Here is a 16269-nt window from a genome sequence, read left to right as displayed (position 1 = left end):
TAGATTAACTGCACCGGATACCGCAATTCGGGCGAAAAATTGGCTCCGCCCAGCTCCCGGCTCACGATATAGCCGTTTTCGCTCAGCGAAGCCTTACCCGCCGTCATCGGCGACGAACGAAAGTTCAGTTGTTCCGCTCCATACCCCATCAGGCTCCCCGCCGCCATCGTCAAGCCGATGGCCCAACACCGCGCTCTTCGTGTTAAATTCAATTTAACATCTCCCGTTTCGCTTTTCAAATTGGAAACCGGGGCGGCTGCGCCAACTGTCGTCGCACAACAGGATCTAATTATACCATAAAAAATCCAGAAAGACAATAGTCGGAAAAAATTTATTTAAAATATATTTATTCAGCTACCAAATTAAGATATTAATATAAATCATTTTTAATATTGGCGGTAAATAAGAGACGTTCATGGAAACATTCAAATATACTGTTGTTTTCGGAATTGTTTTTCGTGTTGCGAAAAGCAATTCCGTATATGGCACCGGCACCTTGCCGGTCGTGGTCCAGCGGCGAAAGCGCTGGTCGCTGCGGCAGCAGCGAAATCCCGGATTTTCGTTCAGAAATTTTTTTCGCGGCCGAAGCGGCGGCGGAAGGCGCGGGGAGTGAGGCCGGTTTCCTGCCGGAAGGCGTTGCCGAGGTGGCTCTGGTCGTGAAAACCGCAGGCGAGGGCGATCTGCGACAGCGGCAGGTCGGTTTCCGTGAGCAGCCGCCGGGCTTCGCGCAGCCGTTCGCGCCGGAGGCAATCCGAAAAGGAGAGGCCGGTTTCCTGCTTGAACAGGTGGATGAAACGCGATTCGCTCAGGTTTGAGCGGCGGGCGAAAGCGGCGGCGGTGAATTTTTCGCCGGGATTGCCGCGGAGCGCCGCCAGGACGGCGGCGATGCGGGCGTCCCTGACCGTGCGTCCGGCTTCGGCGAGCCGGGCGCGGTCGCGCCGTTCCCGGAGAAGCGGGACGAGCGACGCCAGCAGCCGTTCGACGGTCCGCAGAGTATCGGCGTTCCGGCAGGGGAGGGCGGTAAAGGCCGCCTCCTGTTCCGGGTAAGGGCAGTTCGACTCCGCGGAACGGAAGACGCCCGCCAGCAGCAGTTCGCGGCAGCGGCCGTTTTCAAAGAGCGGAATCACCAGCTCGGTTGCTCCGGCGTGGCAGCGGTGCAGGAAGGGAGCGCGACGCTGTCCGGCCTCGCGGGCGAGCAGCTGGGAGTCGTTCCGGGAACAGCGCTGCAGGAGTTCCGGGCTGCTCTTTACCGCGTTGCAGAAGCCGCAGAGGTGGAAGGTGTGCCGGGCGGAGAAACCGCAGCCGGAGCCGTTTGCCTCCTTCCAGATCACCATCAGACCGGTCAGGTCGGCGAGATTGTCCAGAATTGCTTCGATTTCCTGCATGATTGGTATAGTTCTGTTGTAAAAAGCATCTGTTTACAATAAGATAGCAGGAGTTTCCTATCTTTTCCAGCGGGTTTCCGGTATAATTACCGCAGAACCAAACGAAAGGAAGGTCATAAGATGGAAACGATCCTGATTCCGGCGGAGCAGGTGAAGGTCGCGGCGGAGGCGGATGTCTGCGTGATCGGCGGCAGTTGCACCGGCGTATTCGCGGCGGTCCGCGCCGCCCGGCTCGGCGCCCGGGTGATTCTGGTGGAGAAGCAGAACCGGCTGGGGGGCACCGCCAGTTGCGGGTTGGTCAGCATGTGGCACTCGGTGTTCGACGCGACCGGGACGCGGCAGGTGATCGGCGGGCTGACGTTCGAGATGATGGAGCGGCTGGAGCGGTGCGGCGGCATCGGCAACTTCCGCACTCCGGCGGAGTTCAACATCCGGCTGAACAGCGAATTGCTGACGCTGGAACTGGATGCGCTGGTGGAGGAGCATCCGAATATCCGGCTGTTTTTACAGACCTCGTTTTCCCGCGCGGTGATGCGCGCGCCCGGCGAGGTGGAGGCGGTGATTGCGGAAAACAACGCAGGGCGCTTCGCGATCCGGGCCGGAGCATTCATCGACGCTTCAGGCGACGGCGTGCTCTGCCGCGCCGCCGGGTGTGCGATGCGCCGCCCGGAACGGTTCCAGCCGCCGACCAGCTGCGCGCGTTTCGAGGGGTGGAAGACGCTCGGCGACTTCAACCTGACCGCGATGGTCGAAAAGTTCCGGGACAAGTATCCGGAACTGCCGTGCGGCTACTGGTGGGGAATGGAGGTTCCGAACAGCTCCTGTTATATGCTGGCCGGCACCCGGGTCCTGCATTACGACCCTGAGGAGGCCGACGCGACGACCCGCGCCGAACTCGACTCCCGGCGGCAGCTGCGCGCGATCCTCGAAATGATCCGCAATGAGTGCCGGCCGAACCGGGTGTCGCTTCAGGCGCTTCCGTCGGCGGTCGGCATCCGCGAGGGGCTGCACATCGAGTCGCGCGCCCGGCTGAAGGGGGAGGAGATGCTGGCGGGGACGGCTTTCCCCGATGCGATCGGTAACGGAACTTATCCGGTGGATATTCACAGCGACGGCGACGACAGCATCTCGTTCCGCAGGCTGAACGGCGAGGCGGTCACGTATCGGGGAGGAAAGCCGGTCTGCCGGTCGCGCTGGCTGCCCGAAGGGGAGGTTCTGCCTTTCTACCGGTTTACGCTGGGCAGCCTGATGCCGGAGGGGATGCGCAACCTGATCGCGGCGGGACGGATGCTGGATGCGGACCGCGACGCATTCGGCGCGGTCCGGGTGATGGTCAACCTGAACCAGTGCGGCGAGGCCGCCGGAGTCGCCGCGACGCAGGCGCTGGAGCATGGTGCGGATTTTACGAAGACCGATTGCCGCAGAATCCGGGAGCTGCTGGCCTCCGGCGGGTCGATTATGCTGTAATACGTTTTTCCTGAAAGCCTCTTCGACAACCCGGCGCTTTTCGAGCCGGGCCGCCGGCTTCCCGGGGAGAAACGGTTACAGGCCGCGGCGGAATTGCTCACTCAATTGCTTTTGGCGCCGGTTCCAGAGGATCGCGTGCAGCTTTTCCAGATGGGCGGTGCAGGCGGCGTCGCCGGGATCGACATCCCGGATGAAGTTGGCGATGCCGATCAGGCGGTGCAGTTCGGATTCCGGGCGATCTTCCCAGCCGTACTTGCGGATATAGAACATTTCCTGCCGCAGCTTCCGGATCATTTGGCGCGGCGCGTGGAGTGTCTCGTTGACGGTCAGCCCGGTCACGGTCTGGCGGCGGCAGCGCCGTTCGATCCGGATTTTGCCGCGGTTCAGGCGCAGGCCGAGCCTGCCCAGTTCGTGCCGGCAGACCTGAATCGCTTCGGCGATATGTTCGGGGCCGAAATCCCCGGAGAGCGTGATGTCGTCCGCATAGCGGGTAAACTGGATCGGACGGCGGCCGATCCACGCCGCGATCCGGTAATCGGCCGGACGCAGCAGCAGGTTTGCCAGCCGGGGACTGGTCGGCGCCCCCTGCGGCAGGTGGCCGCACAGGCAGCAGAGCCGCGTGAGCAGCGCCGCCACCGGCGGCGGATGACCGAGCTCAAAAAAGAGCCGGTAGACCGGCGGTGATTTCAGCGAAGGAAAGAAATTCCGAATGTCGAGCTTGAGCACGACCGGTTGGTTCAGGTGGAAACGGGCGTTGTCCGCAATGCTCCTGCCGCGTTCGAACGCGGTCGCGTAAGGGCTGGCTTCCACCGGATTGAGCAGTGAGGTGAGAATCCGGCGCTGAAGCCGTTTCAGGAGCGGGCGGGGAGCTTCGATGATCCGGAATTTTCCGTTCCTTTTCGGAATCGCATAGACCCGGTAGAAGCGGGGCGTGTGGTTCGAAATCCGGTAAAGCCATTTCGGGGCGATCTGCAGCAGTTCCGACAACGCTTCGACGTCCGGCAGCTCCGGCAATCCGGAGGCTGTTTCTTCCGCATCCATCTTCCATCCCCCTCCTGTTTTTCAAAAAGACAGCCGCAATGATTTTCCACTGAAAACGATTCTGCGAAAGATTCGCACCGCCGGAAAGCGGAGCTTTGCGGATGATGCGGCGCCGGGACGGAAACAGGCGTGTTTAAACTACGCGCAGCGTGGCGTTACACGCCGCTCCGGCCCGGACCGCAGGGCCGCAAAGAACGCCTGCCGGCAGGTGAAGATGAGCACCGATACCGGAAGTATCGTCCGAAGACGGCGACTCGCCGCCCCTGTCTTCCGAAGGAAGACCCGCATTCTGGAAAAATCATTGCGACTGTCAAACAACCCTTTTATACTATAATAGTACATCTTTTATCTTTTGCAATCCCGCAGATTGACAAATTTCGTACTTATGAGTACGAGCGAAATCATTTTAACGGGAAAGGAGTTTTCATGAAACAGATGATCAGGGAATTGGGGATGGTGATATTGCTGGGCGGCTTCGGCGGCTTCATCCGCACGCTGGTGGGCAAAAAACGCGGCGAACCGTACAACCTGAGAATCGGAACGGCCGAAATCCTGATTGCGGTATTCGCCGGCTTGCTGGTGCACTGGCTGTGCCGCGAATATGTACAGTCCGACAACCTGCGTACCGCTGCAATCGCGTTGGCCGGATATTCGGCGCGCGGCATCATGGCGATTCTGGATGCGGCGGTGATCAGCCGCTGCAAAGCGCTGGCGAAGCTGTTCGGCAGGATCGGTGTGCTGCTGTTCACTGCGATTCTGGCGGTCGTCGCCGGAGGCTGTGACGGCCCCGGACATCCGGTGCTGCGGGAGGAAACCGATGTCGGATTGATCCGGGTTTGTCGGACGTATCACCGTTGAATCCGGAAAAAAGAGCGGCAGGCGATGAAATTCGCCTGCCGCTTTTCGCATGGCGGCGTCAGCGTTTGACCGCGCGGCGCATCTCCAGGTCGGACTGGCGGCGGCGCAGGGTTTCGCGCTGGTCGCCGTGGGTTTTGCCCTGACAGTACGCGATCTCCACCTTGACCAGTCCTTTTTTCAGGTAGAACTTCAACGGGACGATGGTGCCGCCCTTCTGGCCGAGCCACTGGGCGAGCTTCAGAATCTCGTTGTGGTGCAGCAGCAGCCGCCGCTTCTGGGTCGCGACGTGGTTGAAGCGGTTGCCGAAGCCGTAGACCGCGATATGAACATTGAGCAGCCATGCCTGGCCGTTGTTGATGGTCACATAACCCTCGTTCATCACGATCGCGCGGTCGCGACAGCTTTTCACCTCGGTTCCGACCAGTTCGACGCCGGCTTCGAAACGTTCGATGATATGATAGTTGTGAAACGCCTTTTTATTGGTGGCGAGTACCGGATCCGCCGGAGTCTGTCGCGGCATGATTCACCTCGTATTATGACTGCGCCTGATCTTCCCGCATGAACTGTCTGGCACGTTCCGCGTAGGATTTCTGGCGCGGCTGGTTTTTATCGGTCAGGGAATCGCTGAATTTCGTCAGCGTTTCCAGTTGCTCCTTACTCAATGCGACCGGAGTTTCGACGACGACGCGGATATGCAGGTCGCCCCGCGCGCCGCCGCGAAGCGACGGTACGCCTTTGCCCTTGAGCCGCAGCACGGTACCGCTCTGGGTTCCGGCGGGCACGCGCATCTTGGCCTTGCCGGTGATGGTCGGCACCTCGACGACGCCGCCGAGCACCGCCGCAGTGAACGGAATCGGCACTTCACACATCAGGTCGTTGCCGTTACGCTGGAAAATTTCGTTCGGCCGGACCGTGATGAATACGTACAGGTCACCCGGCTGGCCGCCGCGCTGACCCGCTTCACCCTTGCCCGGAACCCGCAGCCGCGAGCCGGTGTCGACTCCGGGCTGGATATGCAGCTGGAACGATTTTTCCACGCGAACCTGGCCGCGGCCGCGGCACTTCCTGCAGGGCTTCTCGATGATCTGGCCGGTTCCGCCGCAGGTGCGGCAGGGCTGCCGGACGCTGAAAAATCCCTGCGAAATGGTCTGCTGGCCGGTTCCGCCGCAGGTGGAACAGGTCTTTTTGCCGGTGCCCGGCTCACAGCCGGACCCCGAGCAGTCGGGGCAGTCCACCATCTGCGGAAGCGTGATTTTCTTGTCGGCACCGTACATCGCGTCCTCAAAACTGATTTCAAGGTCGTAACGCAGGTCGTTGCCGTCAACCGGGCCGTTGTAGGAACGGCCGTGGCCTCCGCCGCCGAACAGGTCCTCGAAGGAGAAACCTCCGCCGCCGCCGCCGAAGAACTGGCTGAAAATATCCTGGGCATGGCGGAAATCCGCGGCGCCGCCGCCCGCTCCGCCGCGCGAAGTGTAGGCGTCGTGGCCGAACTGGTCGTACTGCCGTTTTTTGTCCGGATCGCTCAGGGTTTCATAGGCGGCCGAAACTTCCTTGAATTTCTCCTCGGCTTCCTTGTTGCCCGGATTCTTGTCCGGATGGTATTTGATCGCAAGTTTGCGGTATGCTTTCTTAATTTCATCGGCGGAGGCTCCGCGCTCCACTCCGAGAATCTGGTAATAATCCTGTGCCATGAATGCTTATTCCTCCTTCTTCGCCTCTGCGGTCTCCGCTTCGGCCGCGGGGCCGGAGGAAACCACTACCCGGGCGGCGCGCAGCAGTTTGTCGCCCATTTTGAAGCCGCCCGACCACTCCTTGAGAATCTGCCCCTCGGGGATGGTGTCGGAGGCTTCGCGGGCGACGGCCTCGTGCAGTTCGGGATTGAACTTCGCGCCGACCGAATCCAGTTTTTTCACATTCAGTTCATCGAATGCCTTGTAGAATTCGGCGATGATCATATTCAATCCCTGCCGGATCGACTCGATGTTGTCGGATTTTTCCGAAGCGGTTTTGGCCATATTCAGATAGTCGAACACGGTCAGGAACGGCGACAGCGCATTGGCGGTGCCGTAAACCCGCGCATCCGAAACATCCTTGGCGACCCGCTTGCGGTAATTCTGATAGTCCGCCTGCAGGTAGATCAGCTTTTCCTTGAGATCGTCGACCTCTTTTTTCAGCGTATCGATTTCGCTCGGGATGGATTCCGCCTGAACCTCTTCCGCCGGAACCGGCTCCTGGGGTTCAACCGTTTCATTCTGTTCAAGCTGATCTTCCGAACCCGGATGTTCTGTTTCCGAATGGTGATGTTTGCGTGACATTATGTAAAAACTCCTTAATTAATAAACTGATGTCCCGGGTATTATGCAATACTCGGGCTAATCTAACCAATATAGACGGTTTTCCCGAAAAATCAATAGCCGTTTCCCGGAATTTTCAGCTTCACCGTAAATTTTTCCAGCCTGTATGACTGCCTGCGCGGGCGGCGACCGGCACGTCAAAGGAGCGGGCGGCCAGCATAACCATTTACGCGGCGCACAAATAAGGCTGTATAACCACTTACGTGGCGCACAACAAGCGCGGTCAGCGCCGCGAACGAATGTGAGGGAATTACTTGCCTTCGGCAAGTAACGAGGAACGATAGTGACGAAGCCGAACGTAGTGAGCGAAGCCCCCCCTGGCGTAGCCCGCAACGCGGGCGGTGAAGGGGTTGACGGGCGCAGCCCGGCAAGTAAGCGGCGAAGCCGCGCTCGCGAGCGGAAGTGCTTCGCAAGTCTGCGTGAGTTCAAATCCGGACGGGGAGGTCCGGACGGCGCTGCCGAGCACGCCGCAAGGCGGGCAGCCTTTTTTAAAGGCCCTCCGGAGCCATCCGCAGGCCGCCAATCCTGTGCTTACTACCCTCCGGGCACCTTACCTGTTCTTGCGCTCAAGCAAAGCAGTCCCTCCGGGCACCACGCCTGTTCTTAATGCAATGCAAAGTCAAAAATAAAACTCGCGTGCGATTTGAAAGCGGAGATAAATCTCCGCACTCCAAAGACACTTCGCGTCGCAGGAACAAGCCTTCCGGCGGATGTCAGTGATAGAGGTTGTTGCCGAGGGAGTCGATCGCGACGACGAGAGGGAAGTTTTCGACTTCGAGCCGGTGAATCGCTTCGGGGCCGAGATCGGGAAAGGCGATGATTTCGCACTTCCTGATGCACCGGGCGATCAGTGCGCCGGCGCCGCCGGTCGCCGCGAAATAGATGGCGCCGTACTGCTTCATCGCGTCGATTACGGCGGCGGAACGGTTCCCCTTGCCGATCATGCCGCGCAGTCCGCAATCGGCGATCAGCCGGGGGCTGTACGCATCCATGCGGCCGCTGGTGGTCGGTCCGGCGCTGCCGATCGGGTGGCCGGGAGGGGCGGGGCAGGGGCCGACGAAATAGATCAGCTGGTCGCGCAGCTCCACCGGCAGCGGCTTGCCTTCGTCGAGCAGGGCCACGAGCCGCTTGTGGGCGGCGTCCCGGCCGGTCCAGATCACGCCGGTGAACAACACGCGGTCGCCCGCCTTCAGCGAGCGGGCGGCGGCTTCGGAAAATGGCGAAGTGAGCTTCAACGCTTCTTTCATAGTGTCACCTCCGCATGGCGCGCCGCATGGCAGTTCAAATTCAGCGCCACCGGCATGCTGGCGAGGTGGCAGGGATGGAATTCGATGTGCACCGCAAGACTGGTGATATCGCCGCCGAGGCCCTGGGGACCGACGCCGGTGGCATTGATCTTCTGCAGGATTTCCGCTTCAAGCTCCGCGTAGCGCGGATCGGGATTCGGGGAGCCGAGGGGACGCAGCAGCGCATGCTTGGCGAGATAGGCGGCCTTTTCAAAAGTGCCGCCGATACCGACGCCGACCACGGTGGGCGGACAGGGGTTGCCGCCGGCGTTGCGGACGGTTTCGACCACGAAATCCACCACTCCCCTGCGGCCGTCGGAGGGCTTGAGCATTTTGACCGCGCTCATATTCTCCGAGCCGCCGCCCTTGGGAGCCAGCAGGATTTTCACGCTTTCGCCCTCCACGAGGGTCAGGTGGATCACCGCCGGGGTGTTGTCGAAGGTGTTCCTGCGGTCGAAAAGCGGATCCGAAACGATCGATTTACGCAGGTAATGGTCCTTGTAGCCGCGGCGGGTCCCTTCCTCGATTGCTTCGTAGATCGTGCCGCGGTCGAGCCGCACCTGGTCGCCGAGTTCGACGAAGTAGACCGCGAACCCGGTGTCCTGGCAGAGCGGCATCCGGTCGGAGGCGGCAATGCGGGCGTTTTCAAGATACTGGCGGAAAAAATCCCGGCCCAGTTCACTCTGCTCCGTTTCGCCGGAGTTTCGCAGTCCGGCCAGTACGTCGGGAGGCAGGTCGCATGCCGCCTTGCCGCAGAGGTCCGCGACAGCGGAGGCGATCCGCTCGAATTCGATCACGCGTATTGCTTTCATGGTGTTTTCCCCGTTTACAGCTCGATATAATGTTTCTGAATTTCCGGCGTGCGTTCCGCGATATTTTCGAGGTGGGCGCCGATTTTCTCAAGTTCTCCGAGCATTTCGATGAAGATGATGCCGTTGGCCATCAGGCAGTTGCCCTTGCGCAGGCGGTCGATGTGGTTGGACTCGAATTTATCGGCCATTTTGCTGATCTTGCGCTGGTCCTTCAGCGCGAATTTCAGGGTTTCCGGGTTGTCGCTGCCGAGGGCGGCGATCACGTTTTTCTGCTGGTCGTTCAGGACTTCCCACATCTTTTTGAGGTCTTTGCGCCCCGCTTCGGAAATCTTCTTGTCGGTTTTGGTCAGCCGTTCGGTCAACTGGAGGATGATTTCGGTATGGTCGGCGATCCGTTCGGCGTCGTTGGTGCAGTGCATCAGCAAGGGAACCAGTTCCGACTGCGGTTCGGTCAGCTGGTGGCGGGTCAGCTGCACCAGATAGGCGGTGACTTCGGCCTGCATCTTGTCGATGCGTTCCTCGGCCTTGGCCAGCGCTTCGAACTTCTTTTCATCCACGCTGGAGGCGAGGAAGTGCTTGTTGACCGCCGTGTCGACCATCCGCCAGGAATCCTCGACCATGACCTTGATTGCCCGGATGGTCTGCTTGAGCGCGATCGACGGGGCGGAGAGCAGGTTCGGTTCGAGCATGGTGATCTTCACCGGGGCGTTGTTCGGAATCGGCAGAATCCAGTTGCAGAGCATCGCGAACTGCCTGATGAACGGCAGTAGCACCACGACCACCGCGATGTTGAAGAAAGTGTGCGCCATCGCGATATGCCGTTCGAGATTCTGCGGCACCGCCGCGAACGCGTTGCCGGGGGTGATTTCGTTGATGAAATAAAGGAAGACCGGAATCCGTTCGGGGCCGTACGGCACGTAGAACAAAAGCAGCATCAGCAGCGCTCCGAATACGTTGAAAAGCGTGTGCGCCAGCGCCGCCTGCTTCGCGACGCGGTTCGCGGCGATTGCGGCCAGCATCGCGGTGATGGTCGTGCCGATGTTGGTGCCGACCAGCAAGGGAACCGCCGTGTAGAAATTGATCAGACCGGAGCCTGCCAGCGCAAGCACGATGCCCATCGCCGCCGAACTTGACTGGATCAGCACCGTTGCGACGACGCCGATGCCCATCGCTCCGAGCACCGCGAGAAACGGCATCCAACCATTCACCGGCGAGCAGTCGAAATAGTTGAAAGCCTCGCGGAAACTGCCGAATTCGCCCAGCACCTTGAGTTCGTCGCTCATCATGGTCATGCCGAAGAAGAGCAGACCGAAGCCGAGGATGGTTTCGCCCCAGCCGGAAATGACCCGCCGGCTCGAAAGGGTGATCAGAAAGCCGATCGTGATCGCCGGCAGCGCCAGCCCGGAAAGATTGAAGGAGATGATCTGCGCGGTCACCGTCGTGCCGATGTTCGCGCCGAAGATGATGCCGATCGACTGGACCAGCGACAGCAATCCGGCGTTGATGAAGCCGATCACCATCACGGTGGTCGCGCTGGAGGACTGGATCACCGCCGTGACCAGGGTGCCGGCCAGCACCGCGACGATGCCGTTCCGGGCGAAGAACTGCAGCAGTTTTTTCATGTTTTCCCCGGCGATCTTCTGGATGCCGTCGCCCATCAGCTTCATGCCGAAGACGAAAAGGCTGAGCCCGCCGAGTACGCTGACCACCACGCCGACCAGGTTGAAACCGAAGATTTTCACAGGTTTGCTGCTGACGAGGAAACCCTTGTCCGGGGCCATGATTTCGATGCCGATCTGGTAGCTGCCGGTCTTGTCGCCGAGCTTGATTCTGGTTTCGGCGACGCCGTCGGCGTCGGTCAGCACGACCGGGCTGTCGACGGCGGCGGTAGTTCTGGTCCCTTCCGCGGTGGAAAGGAGCTGGAACCGAACCGGAATATCCGCGGCCGGTTTCCCGTCCGCTCCGACCAGTTTCACGCCGACCGGTTCGGTACTGATGCCGGAGGCTTTGTACTCGCGTCCCTCGCCTTTCAATTCCATGCCGGTGATGAAACGCAGCCGGATCGCCTTCTTTTCAAAACCTCCGGGGATGATGTCGAGATACTGGTCGCCGGTCTGTTTGCCGGCGGCGACTTTTACCGTGACGGCGCCGCCCGCGTCACTGACCGCCGTGGCCGGGGTCACGGTCAGGTCGGAACCGTCCACCGGCACGAAATGAACCGGCACGTCCGCGACCGGGGCGCGGCTGCCTTGTCCGCCGAGCAGGCCGGGAACTTTGGGGCCGAGGAGTTCGATCTTGAGTTCCTGTTTGAAATCGTGTCCGGGCAGGGCGCATTGTTCATTCCCGGAGATGATTTTGATCCGGTCGACGGTACGGCTCTGTTCGTCGGAACAGCCGAAGAGAAACAGCACGGTGAGCGTCAGCAGCAACGACAGCCCGATGGTGCGGGCCGGGGCGAGTAAGCGCATAGATTTCTTCCTGTTTTTCGGTTTGTATTGCGGGGAAAGCCGGATGCGTTTCCGGATTTCCGCTCTGCCATTTGCTGAATATACTGCCGGAATGGGATAAACTCAAGGGTTTTGAGCAACTTTGAGCGGATAAAATCTTGTAAAACGCGGAGCTTGTGCTATCATTAAACATAGGAACGAAATTGCGTTGCGTTTGATGAAGCGGAGGCGGAATCGGAATGCGGAGTGGAGTCCGTTGCCGGTTTCGGGAGTGTGAATTGTGATTTCCGGCAGGAGGAGGCGGAGCGATGCAGATTCAGTTGGAAGAAGCGGAGAACTGCTCTCCGGCATTGGTTGAAAACAGGCGGTTCCTGATCAAGATCGCGGAAAACCGTCGCGAAATCGAAGCGGCGATGCGGCTGCGGTATCAGGTCTTCAAAATCGAACAGGGCAGGATGCCCGGACTTCCCGGCATCGGACTGGATCGCGATGAATATGATGAATATTGCCGGCATCTGCTGGTGGTCGACCGTGCGGCGGATCGGGTGATCGGCACTTACCGGATGCAGGCCGGGACGGTGGCGGCGGCAGGGATCGGATTCTATTCCGAGCGTGAATATCGGTTCGGAGGTCTGCACGAGCTGATGCGGCAGGTGTTTGAGGTGGGGCGCTCCTGCGTGGCCCCGGAGTACCGTTCGGGGGCGGCGGTTGCGCTGCTCTGGGCGGGGATCGCCGAATACCGCCGCCGCTGCGGATTCCGGTACATGCTCGGCTGCGTCAGTTTGGAGCATACGGATGCGGCAATCGGCTGGGGGCTTTATCATTGGCTGGAGCGGGAAGGGCGGATCTGCCGGGAGATTTCGGCGGTGCCGCGCCCCGGATTCGAGTTGCCGTTGCCGGAAGGGGGCGTACCGGAGCTGGCGGAACCGGTGAAGGCGCTTCCGCCGCTGTTCAAGGGATATTTGAGAATCGGTGCGAAATTTTGCGGAGTTCCGGCTCTCGACCGGGAGTTCGGTTCCATCGATTTCCCGGTGTGGTTCGATTTCGAATCGGTGCCGGAGCGTTATGCGAGACATTTCAATGTGTAGAGTGTAGAGAGCGGGAGAGTGAGCGGGAATGAGCAGGATCCGTGCTGTATGGCGGCTTTTGCTGCTGGCGATCTGTTTTACAGGCTTGTCGGTCTGGGTGCGTCTGATTATCTGGGGAAACAGCTGGAAGGCGGTCAGGCGTGCTTCGTATTGGACTCGGGTGTGGGCCAGAATGGCCAATCGGATCATCAATCTCAAAGTCACCGTTCACGGCGATCCCGACCTGTTCGGCGGAGGGTTGATCATCGGCAACCACCAGGGATATCTGGATGTGGTGACGCACGGTTCGGTGTTCAAGATCCGGTTTGCGCCGAAGATCGAAATCAGGCGCTGGCCGTTCCTCGGCTGGATGGTCGGCCTGAGCCGCCCGGTCTGGATCGACCGGCGTTCCCGGCAGAAGTCCAGAGCGACCGCCGAGGAGATGGTCGAAACCATGCGCCACGGCATCCCGATGCTGGTCTATGCCGAGGGAACCAGCACGGACGGCAAGCATGGGCTGCTGCCTTTCAAATCCACACCGTTCGAAGCGGCGGCGGAGCAGGGGCTGCCGATCCAGCCGACACTGCTTTTTTTTGAGTCGACTCCCGCCGACGGCAACGGCGGGCCGCTGTCGTGGCATGGCGACTACACGCTGCTGCCGCATATCTGGTGGATTCTGGGGTTGAAGGAGATCCGGGCGGATGTGCATGTACTGCCGGTGATCCGGCCGGAGCCGGGCGAGGACCGCAAGCATCTGGCGAACCGGGTGCACGATTTCATGGAAGAGGAATATTGGAGGATCATGAACCGTGGTTAGAGTCGATAAATGGGTACGGGGCACTTTGGCGGCCTGGGAGATGCTGATCGATTTTCCGCTGCCGTCCGGCCTTGAGGAGTACCGCAGGCGGGGCTGCGACCAGTTTTCGCGCTTGATCGGTTTCCCGCTGCTCGGATTGGCGATCGGGGTGGTGCTGGTGCTGGTCGCGGCATTCTGCTCGGCGGTGTTCAACCGGATTGCGGGCGGGATCATTTTCGCGCTGCTGGCGACCGCGTTCCTCGATCTGAAGGATTCGGGGCGGGGCGTCGGACTGCTGCTTTCGCTGCTGCTGCTGAAATTCCGCCGGGTGCCGTTCCGCGAGTCGCTGGGCGCGTTGAATCCGGAGCTTGTGCAGACCGATTCGCCTCAGCTGACGGTGCTGCTGGCGGTGTTTGAGCTGCTGAAGGCGCTGTTTTTCTTCCTGTTGTGTTTTTACGGCGCGAAGCTCTGGCTGGTGGTGATTCTGGTCGGCGCTTTCACGGTGCAGGGGACGCTGGCGATGCTGCCGGATTCCGAGTCCGGGAAGCCGTTTCTGGCGATTTCCGAGGAGAACCATAAGAAGATCGGCATCGCGGCCGCGGTGATCTACGTGCTTTTGATGCTGGCGTTTCCGGTCGGAATCATCGCTGCGGGAGCGGCGGTCTATTTCATCGCCACCGGTTTCCGCCGCTACTTCCTGCATGAATTCGGCGGCGTCACCGCCAATTGGATCACGCTGGCCGGAGCGATCACCGAAAGCGTGCTTCTGCTGGTCGGCATCCTGCTGGCGCTCCACGTCGGCCACTGATGTGCGGAGTGGATGCGTTTTGCAATTCTGTTCCTGCGGTGCTTATCGTTCCGCGTGCAGGGGCCGGCTTGGGGGCGCGGGGGGAGTCCCATCGTTGCCTGGAGGAAGCGGGGCTTGTCGGCGGAGTCCCGGGGTCAGCATCACCGCTGTGTCGAATATCGCCCGGAGCAGCGCGGCGACCAGCATCAGCGCCAGAATGTAGGCGTTGCCCAGCAAATAGAGCAGATTGACCAGCGCGAGGAAAACTCCGGTCTGCCGGTTCCGCCACGTGAGCACGGCTACTCCGGTGACGATGCAGAGAAATCCGCCGATGTCGAACCATACGAAATCGCAGTTGCGCATGATCAGATGCAGCGGCTGTTCCAGATAAAAGCTGTAATTCGCGGTGGTGGGGTTGGGGATGGTCAGATACCAGCCCAGTGCAATCAGCAGCAGGAAAGGCAGGTCGCGGCGTTCCACGTTTTTCCAGATGCCGCATGCCGCAATCGCGATGAAGAACGCCGGATAGCTGGTCAGGATGAAGCGGATCGGGTCATCGGTGCCGTGGCTGTAACCGAAGAAGAACAGAATGATCGGCACCGCCCACCAGGTCAGGGTGATCCGCAATTTCCGGTCCCGCATGAAAAAGAGTGAAAGCAGCGCGGGAATCCAGATCACCTGATTGGTGGTGCCGTAAAACGCGCTGGTCAGCTCCACGAACATCCAGTGGATATAGGTATGCGCGCCGTGGGCGTAGTTGGTGTAGGAGAAGCGCAGCGGACTGTCGAAGAAGTGCCAGTTCACCAGAAACTGGGGCATAAAACCGATCAGGAACGCGGCCAGGCCGACAAGCCCGTTCCGCAAAAGGCGGCGCGGCGTATCCAGATACTCCGGCCGGTAACACCACAGCATCACCGCAAGCGCAGGGGCGAAGATGATGTTGTTGATTCGGAACATGCAGCCGAACGCGTACAGGAAAGACGCCAGCGCCACATTATGCCACGTCGCCCGGCGGTAGAGCAGCAGCACCATCACCAGCAGCATCAGCATGGTGGACGGCGTGTCGCTCATCGCGGAGAAGCCGCAGGCGATCAGGTTGATGTAGTGGCGGTAGGTGAACGCCCAGCTCGGTTCCGCGAAAAAGGAGGAGAAATAACGCGGCTCGAATTCCGGCAGATGGTGGTAGATGAAGGGCAGCACCGCCCACGTGAGCATAGCGCCAAAGGCGATCTTCACGCTTCCGGTCAGTTTCCGGGCGATCAGAAAGCCGAGGAAGAGCGAACAGGGCGAGATGATGAATCCCTCCACCCATGAGACCGGAATGAAGATGTCGATCAGTTCTCGTGTCCCGGAGAACAGCTCGAAAGGCAAATAAAAGATGCTGGTGCCGACCGTGAAGTGCCACGGCACGGAAAAATCCCACGCGAGAAAACTGGTCAGGTTGGAATAATAACCGCCTTCGTCGGCAGGCGAAGTGATCAGGTTCTGGGCTTGATTGACCAGCAGCAACAGCAATAACTGGCGCAGGAAGACCGGGATCAGGGCGAGCTTCAGCCAGCGGAGGCGATCTTCCACGTCCCGTTTTTTCCAGAGGGAGAATGCGGTCGCGCCCAGCGCCGCCATGAAAAGCGGCAGCAGACAGTAACGCCACCATTCGACGGCGTTTCCGGAATGGAGGGTGCCGCGTTCGGTCAGGGTGATCTTGGGATCGACGAAGCCGGTCTTGCCGTCCGGCAATCTCACTTCGGTGAAACGGTGATAGCGGGCCAGCGGATGAATGGAGACCAGGGTGGTTCGCGTGCCGATTTCTTCCACCCGCAGCGGTTGTCCGGTCACGCCGACCAGTTTGGAACGATGGTTCGGTTCGGTGAAAATCGGAGTGCGCCCCGGAAGTTCAAGTTGCGCCGCTGCCGGACAGGCTGCCGCAAATGTCAGGAAAGTCAGCAGGGACAGCAGGATTTTCGGCATT

General features: G+C 60.3%; 15 protein-coding genes. 5 read left to right on the top strand and 10 right to left on the bottom strand.

The genetic code is table 11. The features are described from left to right. Nucleotides 1–212 (bottom strand): hypothetical protein (locus C8D82_RS20745; protein WP_133245188.1); only part of this gene is annotated, 212 nt, incomplete at its 3' end. A 351-nt stretch (nucleotides 213–563) separates the two neighbouring features. Then, a complete protein-coding gene (locus C8D82_RS12805; RefSeq protein ID WP_116884685.1) occupies nucleotides 564–1385 on the bottom strand; it encodes a helix-turn-helix domain-containing protein in 822 nt (273 codons plus the stop codon). 120 nt (nucleotides 1386–1505) lie between these two features. On the opposite strand from C8D82_RS12805, the gene C8D82_RS12800 reads away from it, so the two are divergent. Beyond that, nucleotides 1506–2852 (top strand): FAD-dependent oxidoreductase, encoded by a 1347-nt coding sequence (locus C8D82_RS12800; protein WP_116884684.1) that lies wholly within the window; start codon nucleotides 1506–1508, stop codon nucleotides 2850–2852. Between the two features lie 75 nt (nucleotides 2853–2927). Here C8D82_RS12800 and C8D82_RS12795 read toward each other — a convergent pair whose 3' ends face one another. Next, the gene (locus C8D82_RS12795) at nucleotides 2928–3893 is read right to left on the bottom strand and encodes a reverse transcriptase family protein (RefSeq protein ID WP_116884683.1); all 966 of its coding nucleotides are present in this window, start codon (nucleotides 3891–3893) and stop codon (nucleotides 2928–2930) included. Nucleotides 3894–4319: 426 nt separating this feature from the next. On the opposite strand from C8D82_RS12795, the gene C8D82_RS12790 reads away from it, so the two are divergent. Beyond that, nucleotides 4320–4751 (top strand): phage holin family protein, encoded by a 432-nt coding sequence (locus C8D82_RS12790; RefSeq protein ID WP_116884682.1) that lies wholly within the window; start codon nucleotides 4320–4322, stop codon nucleotides 4749–4751. Between the two features lie 58 nt (nucleotides 4752–4809). Here the strand turns inward: C8D82_RS12790 and smpB are convergent, their stop codons facing one another. The 6 genes from smpB to C8D82_RS12760 all read right to left on the bottom strand — a co-directional run bounded on the left by smpB (nucleotide 4810) and on the right by C8D82_RS12760 (nucleotide 11671). Then, the gene (gene smpB / locus C8D82_RS12785) at nucleotides 4810–5271 is read right to left on the bottom strand and encodes an SsrA-binding protein SmpB (protein WP_116884681.1); all 462 of its coding nucleotides are present in this window, start codon (nucleotides 5269–5271) and stop codon (nucleotides 4810–4812) included. A 13-nt stretch (nucleotides 5272–5284) separates the two neighbouring features. Next, the gene (gene dnaJ / locus C8D82_RS12780; RefSeq protein ID WP_116884680.1) at nucleotides 5285–6442 is read right to left on the bottom strand and encodes a molecular chaperone DnaJ; all 1158 of its coding nucleotides are present in this window, start codon (nucleotides 6440–6442) and stop codon (nucleotides 5285–5287) included. A gap of 6 nt (nucleotides 6443–6448) precedes the next feature. Beyond that, nucleotides 6449–7066, bottom strand: a complete 618-nt coding sequence (locus C8D82_RS12775) for a nucleotide exchange factor GrpE (protein ID WP_116884679.1) — start codon at nucleotides 7064–7066, stop codon at nucleotides 6449–6451. Nucleotides 7067–7818: 752 nt separating this feature from the next. After that, nucleotides 7819–8352, bottom strand: a complete 534-nt coding sequence (locus tag C8D82_RS12770) for a Fe-S-containing hydro-lyase (RefSeq protein ID WP_116884678.1) — start codon at nucleotides 8350–8352, stop codon at nucleotides 7819–7821. Beyond that, a complete protein-coding gene (locus C8D82_RS12765; protein WP_353891167.1) occupies nucleotides 8349–9194 on the bottom strand; it encodes a fumarate hydratase in 846 nt (281 codons plus the stop codon). The genes C8D82_RS12770 and C8D82_RS12765 overlap by 4 nt, the downstream gene beginning before the upstream one ends. A gap of 23 nt (nucleotides 9195–9217) precedes the next feature. Beyond that, the gene (locus C8D82_RS12760) at nucleotides 9218–11671 is read right to left on the bottom strand and encodes a Na/Pi symporter (RefSeq protein WP_116884676.1); all 2454 of its coding nucleotides are present in this window, start codon (nucleotides 11669–11671) and stop codon (nucleotides 9218–9220) included. 287 nt (nucleotides 11672–11958) lie between these two features. On the opposite strand from C8D82_RS12760, the gene C8D82_RS12755 reads away from it, so the two are divergent. The 3 genes from C8D82_RS12755 to C8D82_RS12745 are packed head-to-tail and all read left to right on the top strand — an operon-like array spanning nucleotide 11959 to nucleotide 14321. Next, complete coding sequence (locus C8D82_RS12755) at nucleotides 11959–12738, top strand: GNAT family N-acetyltransferase (RefSeq protein ID WP_116884675.1); 780 nt, start codon at nucleotides 11959–11961, stop codon at nucleotides 12736–12738. Nucleotides 12739–12766: 28 nt separating this feature from the next. Further along, nucleotides 12767–13534: a lysophospholipid acyltransferase family protein gene (locus tag C8D82_RS12750; protein WP_116884674.1), complete on the top strand. Its 768-nt coding sequence runs from the start codon at nucleotides 12767–12769 to the stop codon at nucleotides 13532–13534. Then, nucleotides 13527–14321 carry a hypothetical protein gene (locus tag C8D82_RS12745; protein WP_133245194.1) on the top strand — a complete coding sequence of 265 codons (795 nt, stop codon included), beginning with the start codon at nucleotides 13527–13529 and terminating at the stop codon, nucleotides 14319–14321. The genes C8D82_RS12750 and C8D82_RS12745 overlap by 8 nt, the downstream gene beginning before the upstream one ends. Before the next feature lie 42 nt (nucleotides 14322–14363). Here the strand turns inward: C8D82_RS12745 and C8D82_RS12740 are convergent, their stop codons facing one another. Then, nucleotides 14364–16268, bottom strand: a complete 1905-nt coding sequence (locus C8D82_RS12740) for a hypothetical protein (protein ID WP_116884672.1) — start codon at nucleotides 16266–16268, stop codon at nucleotides 14364–14366. Between the last annotated feature and the right edge of the window lies 1 nt (nucleotide 16269).

The sequence above is a fragment of the Victivallis vadensis genome (genome assembly GCF_003096415.1).
GTDB lineage: Bacteria > Verrucomicrobiota > Lentisphaeria > Victivallales > Victivallaceae > Victivallis > Victivallis vadensis.
This window is presented reverse-complemented; position numbering and strand designations above follow the sequence as displayed.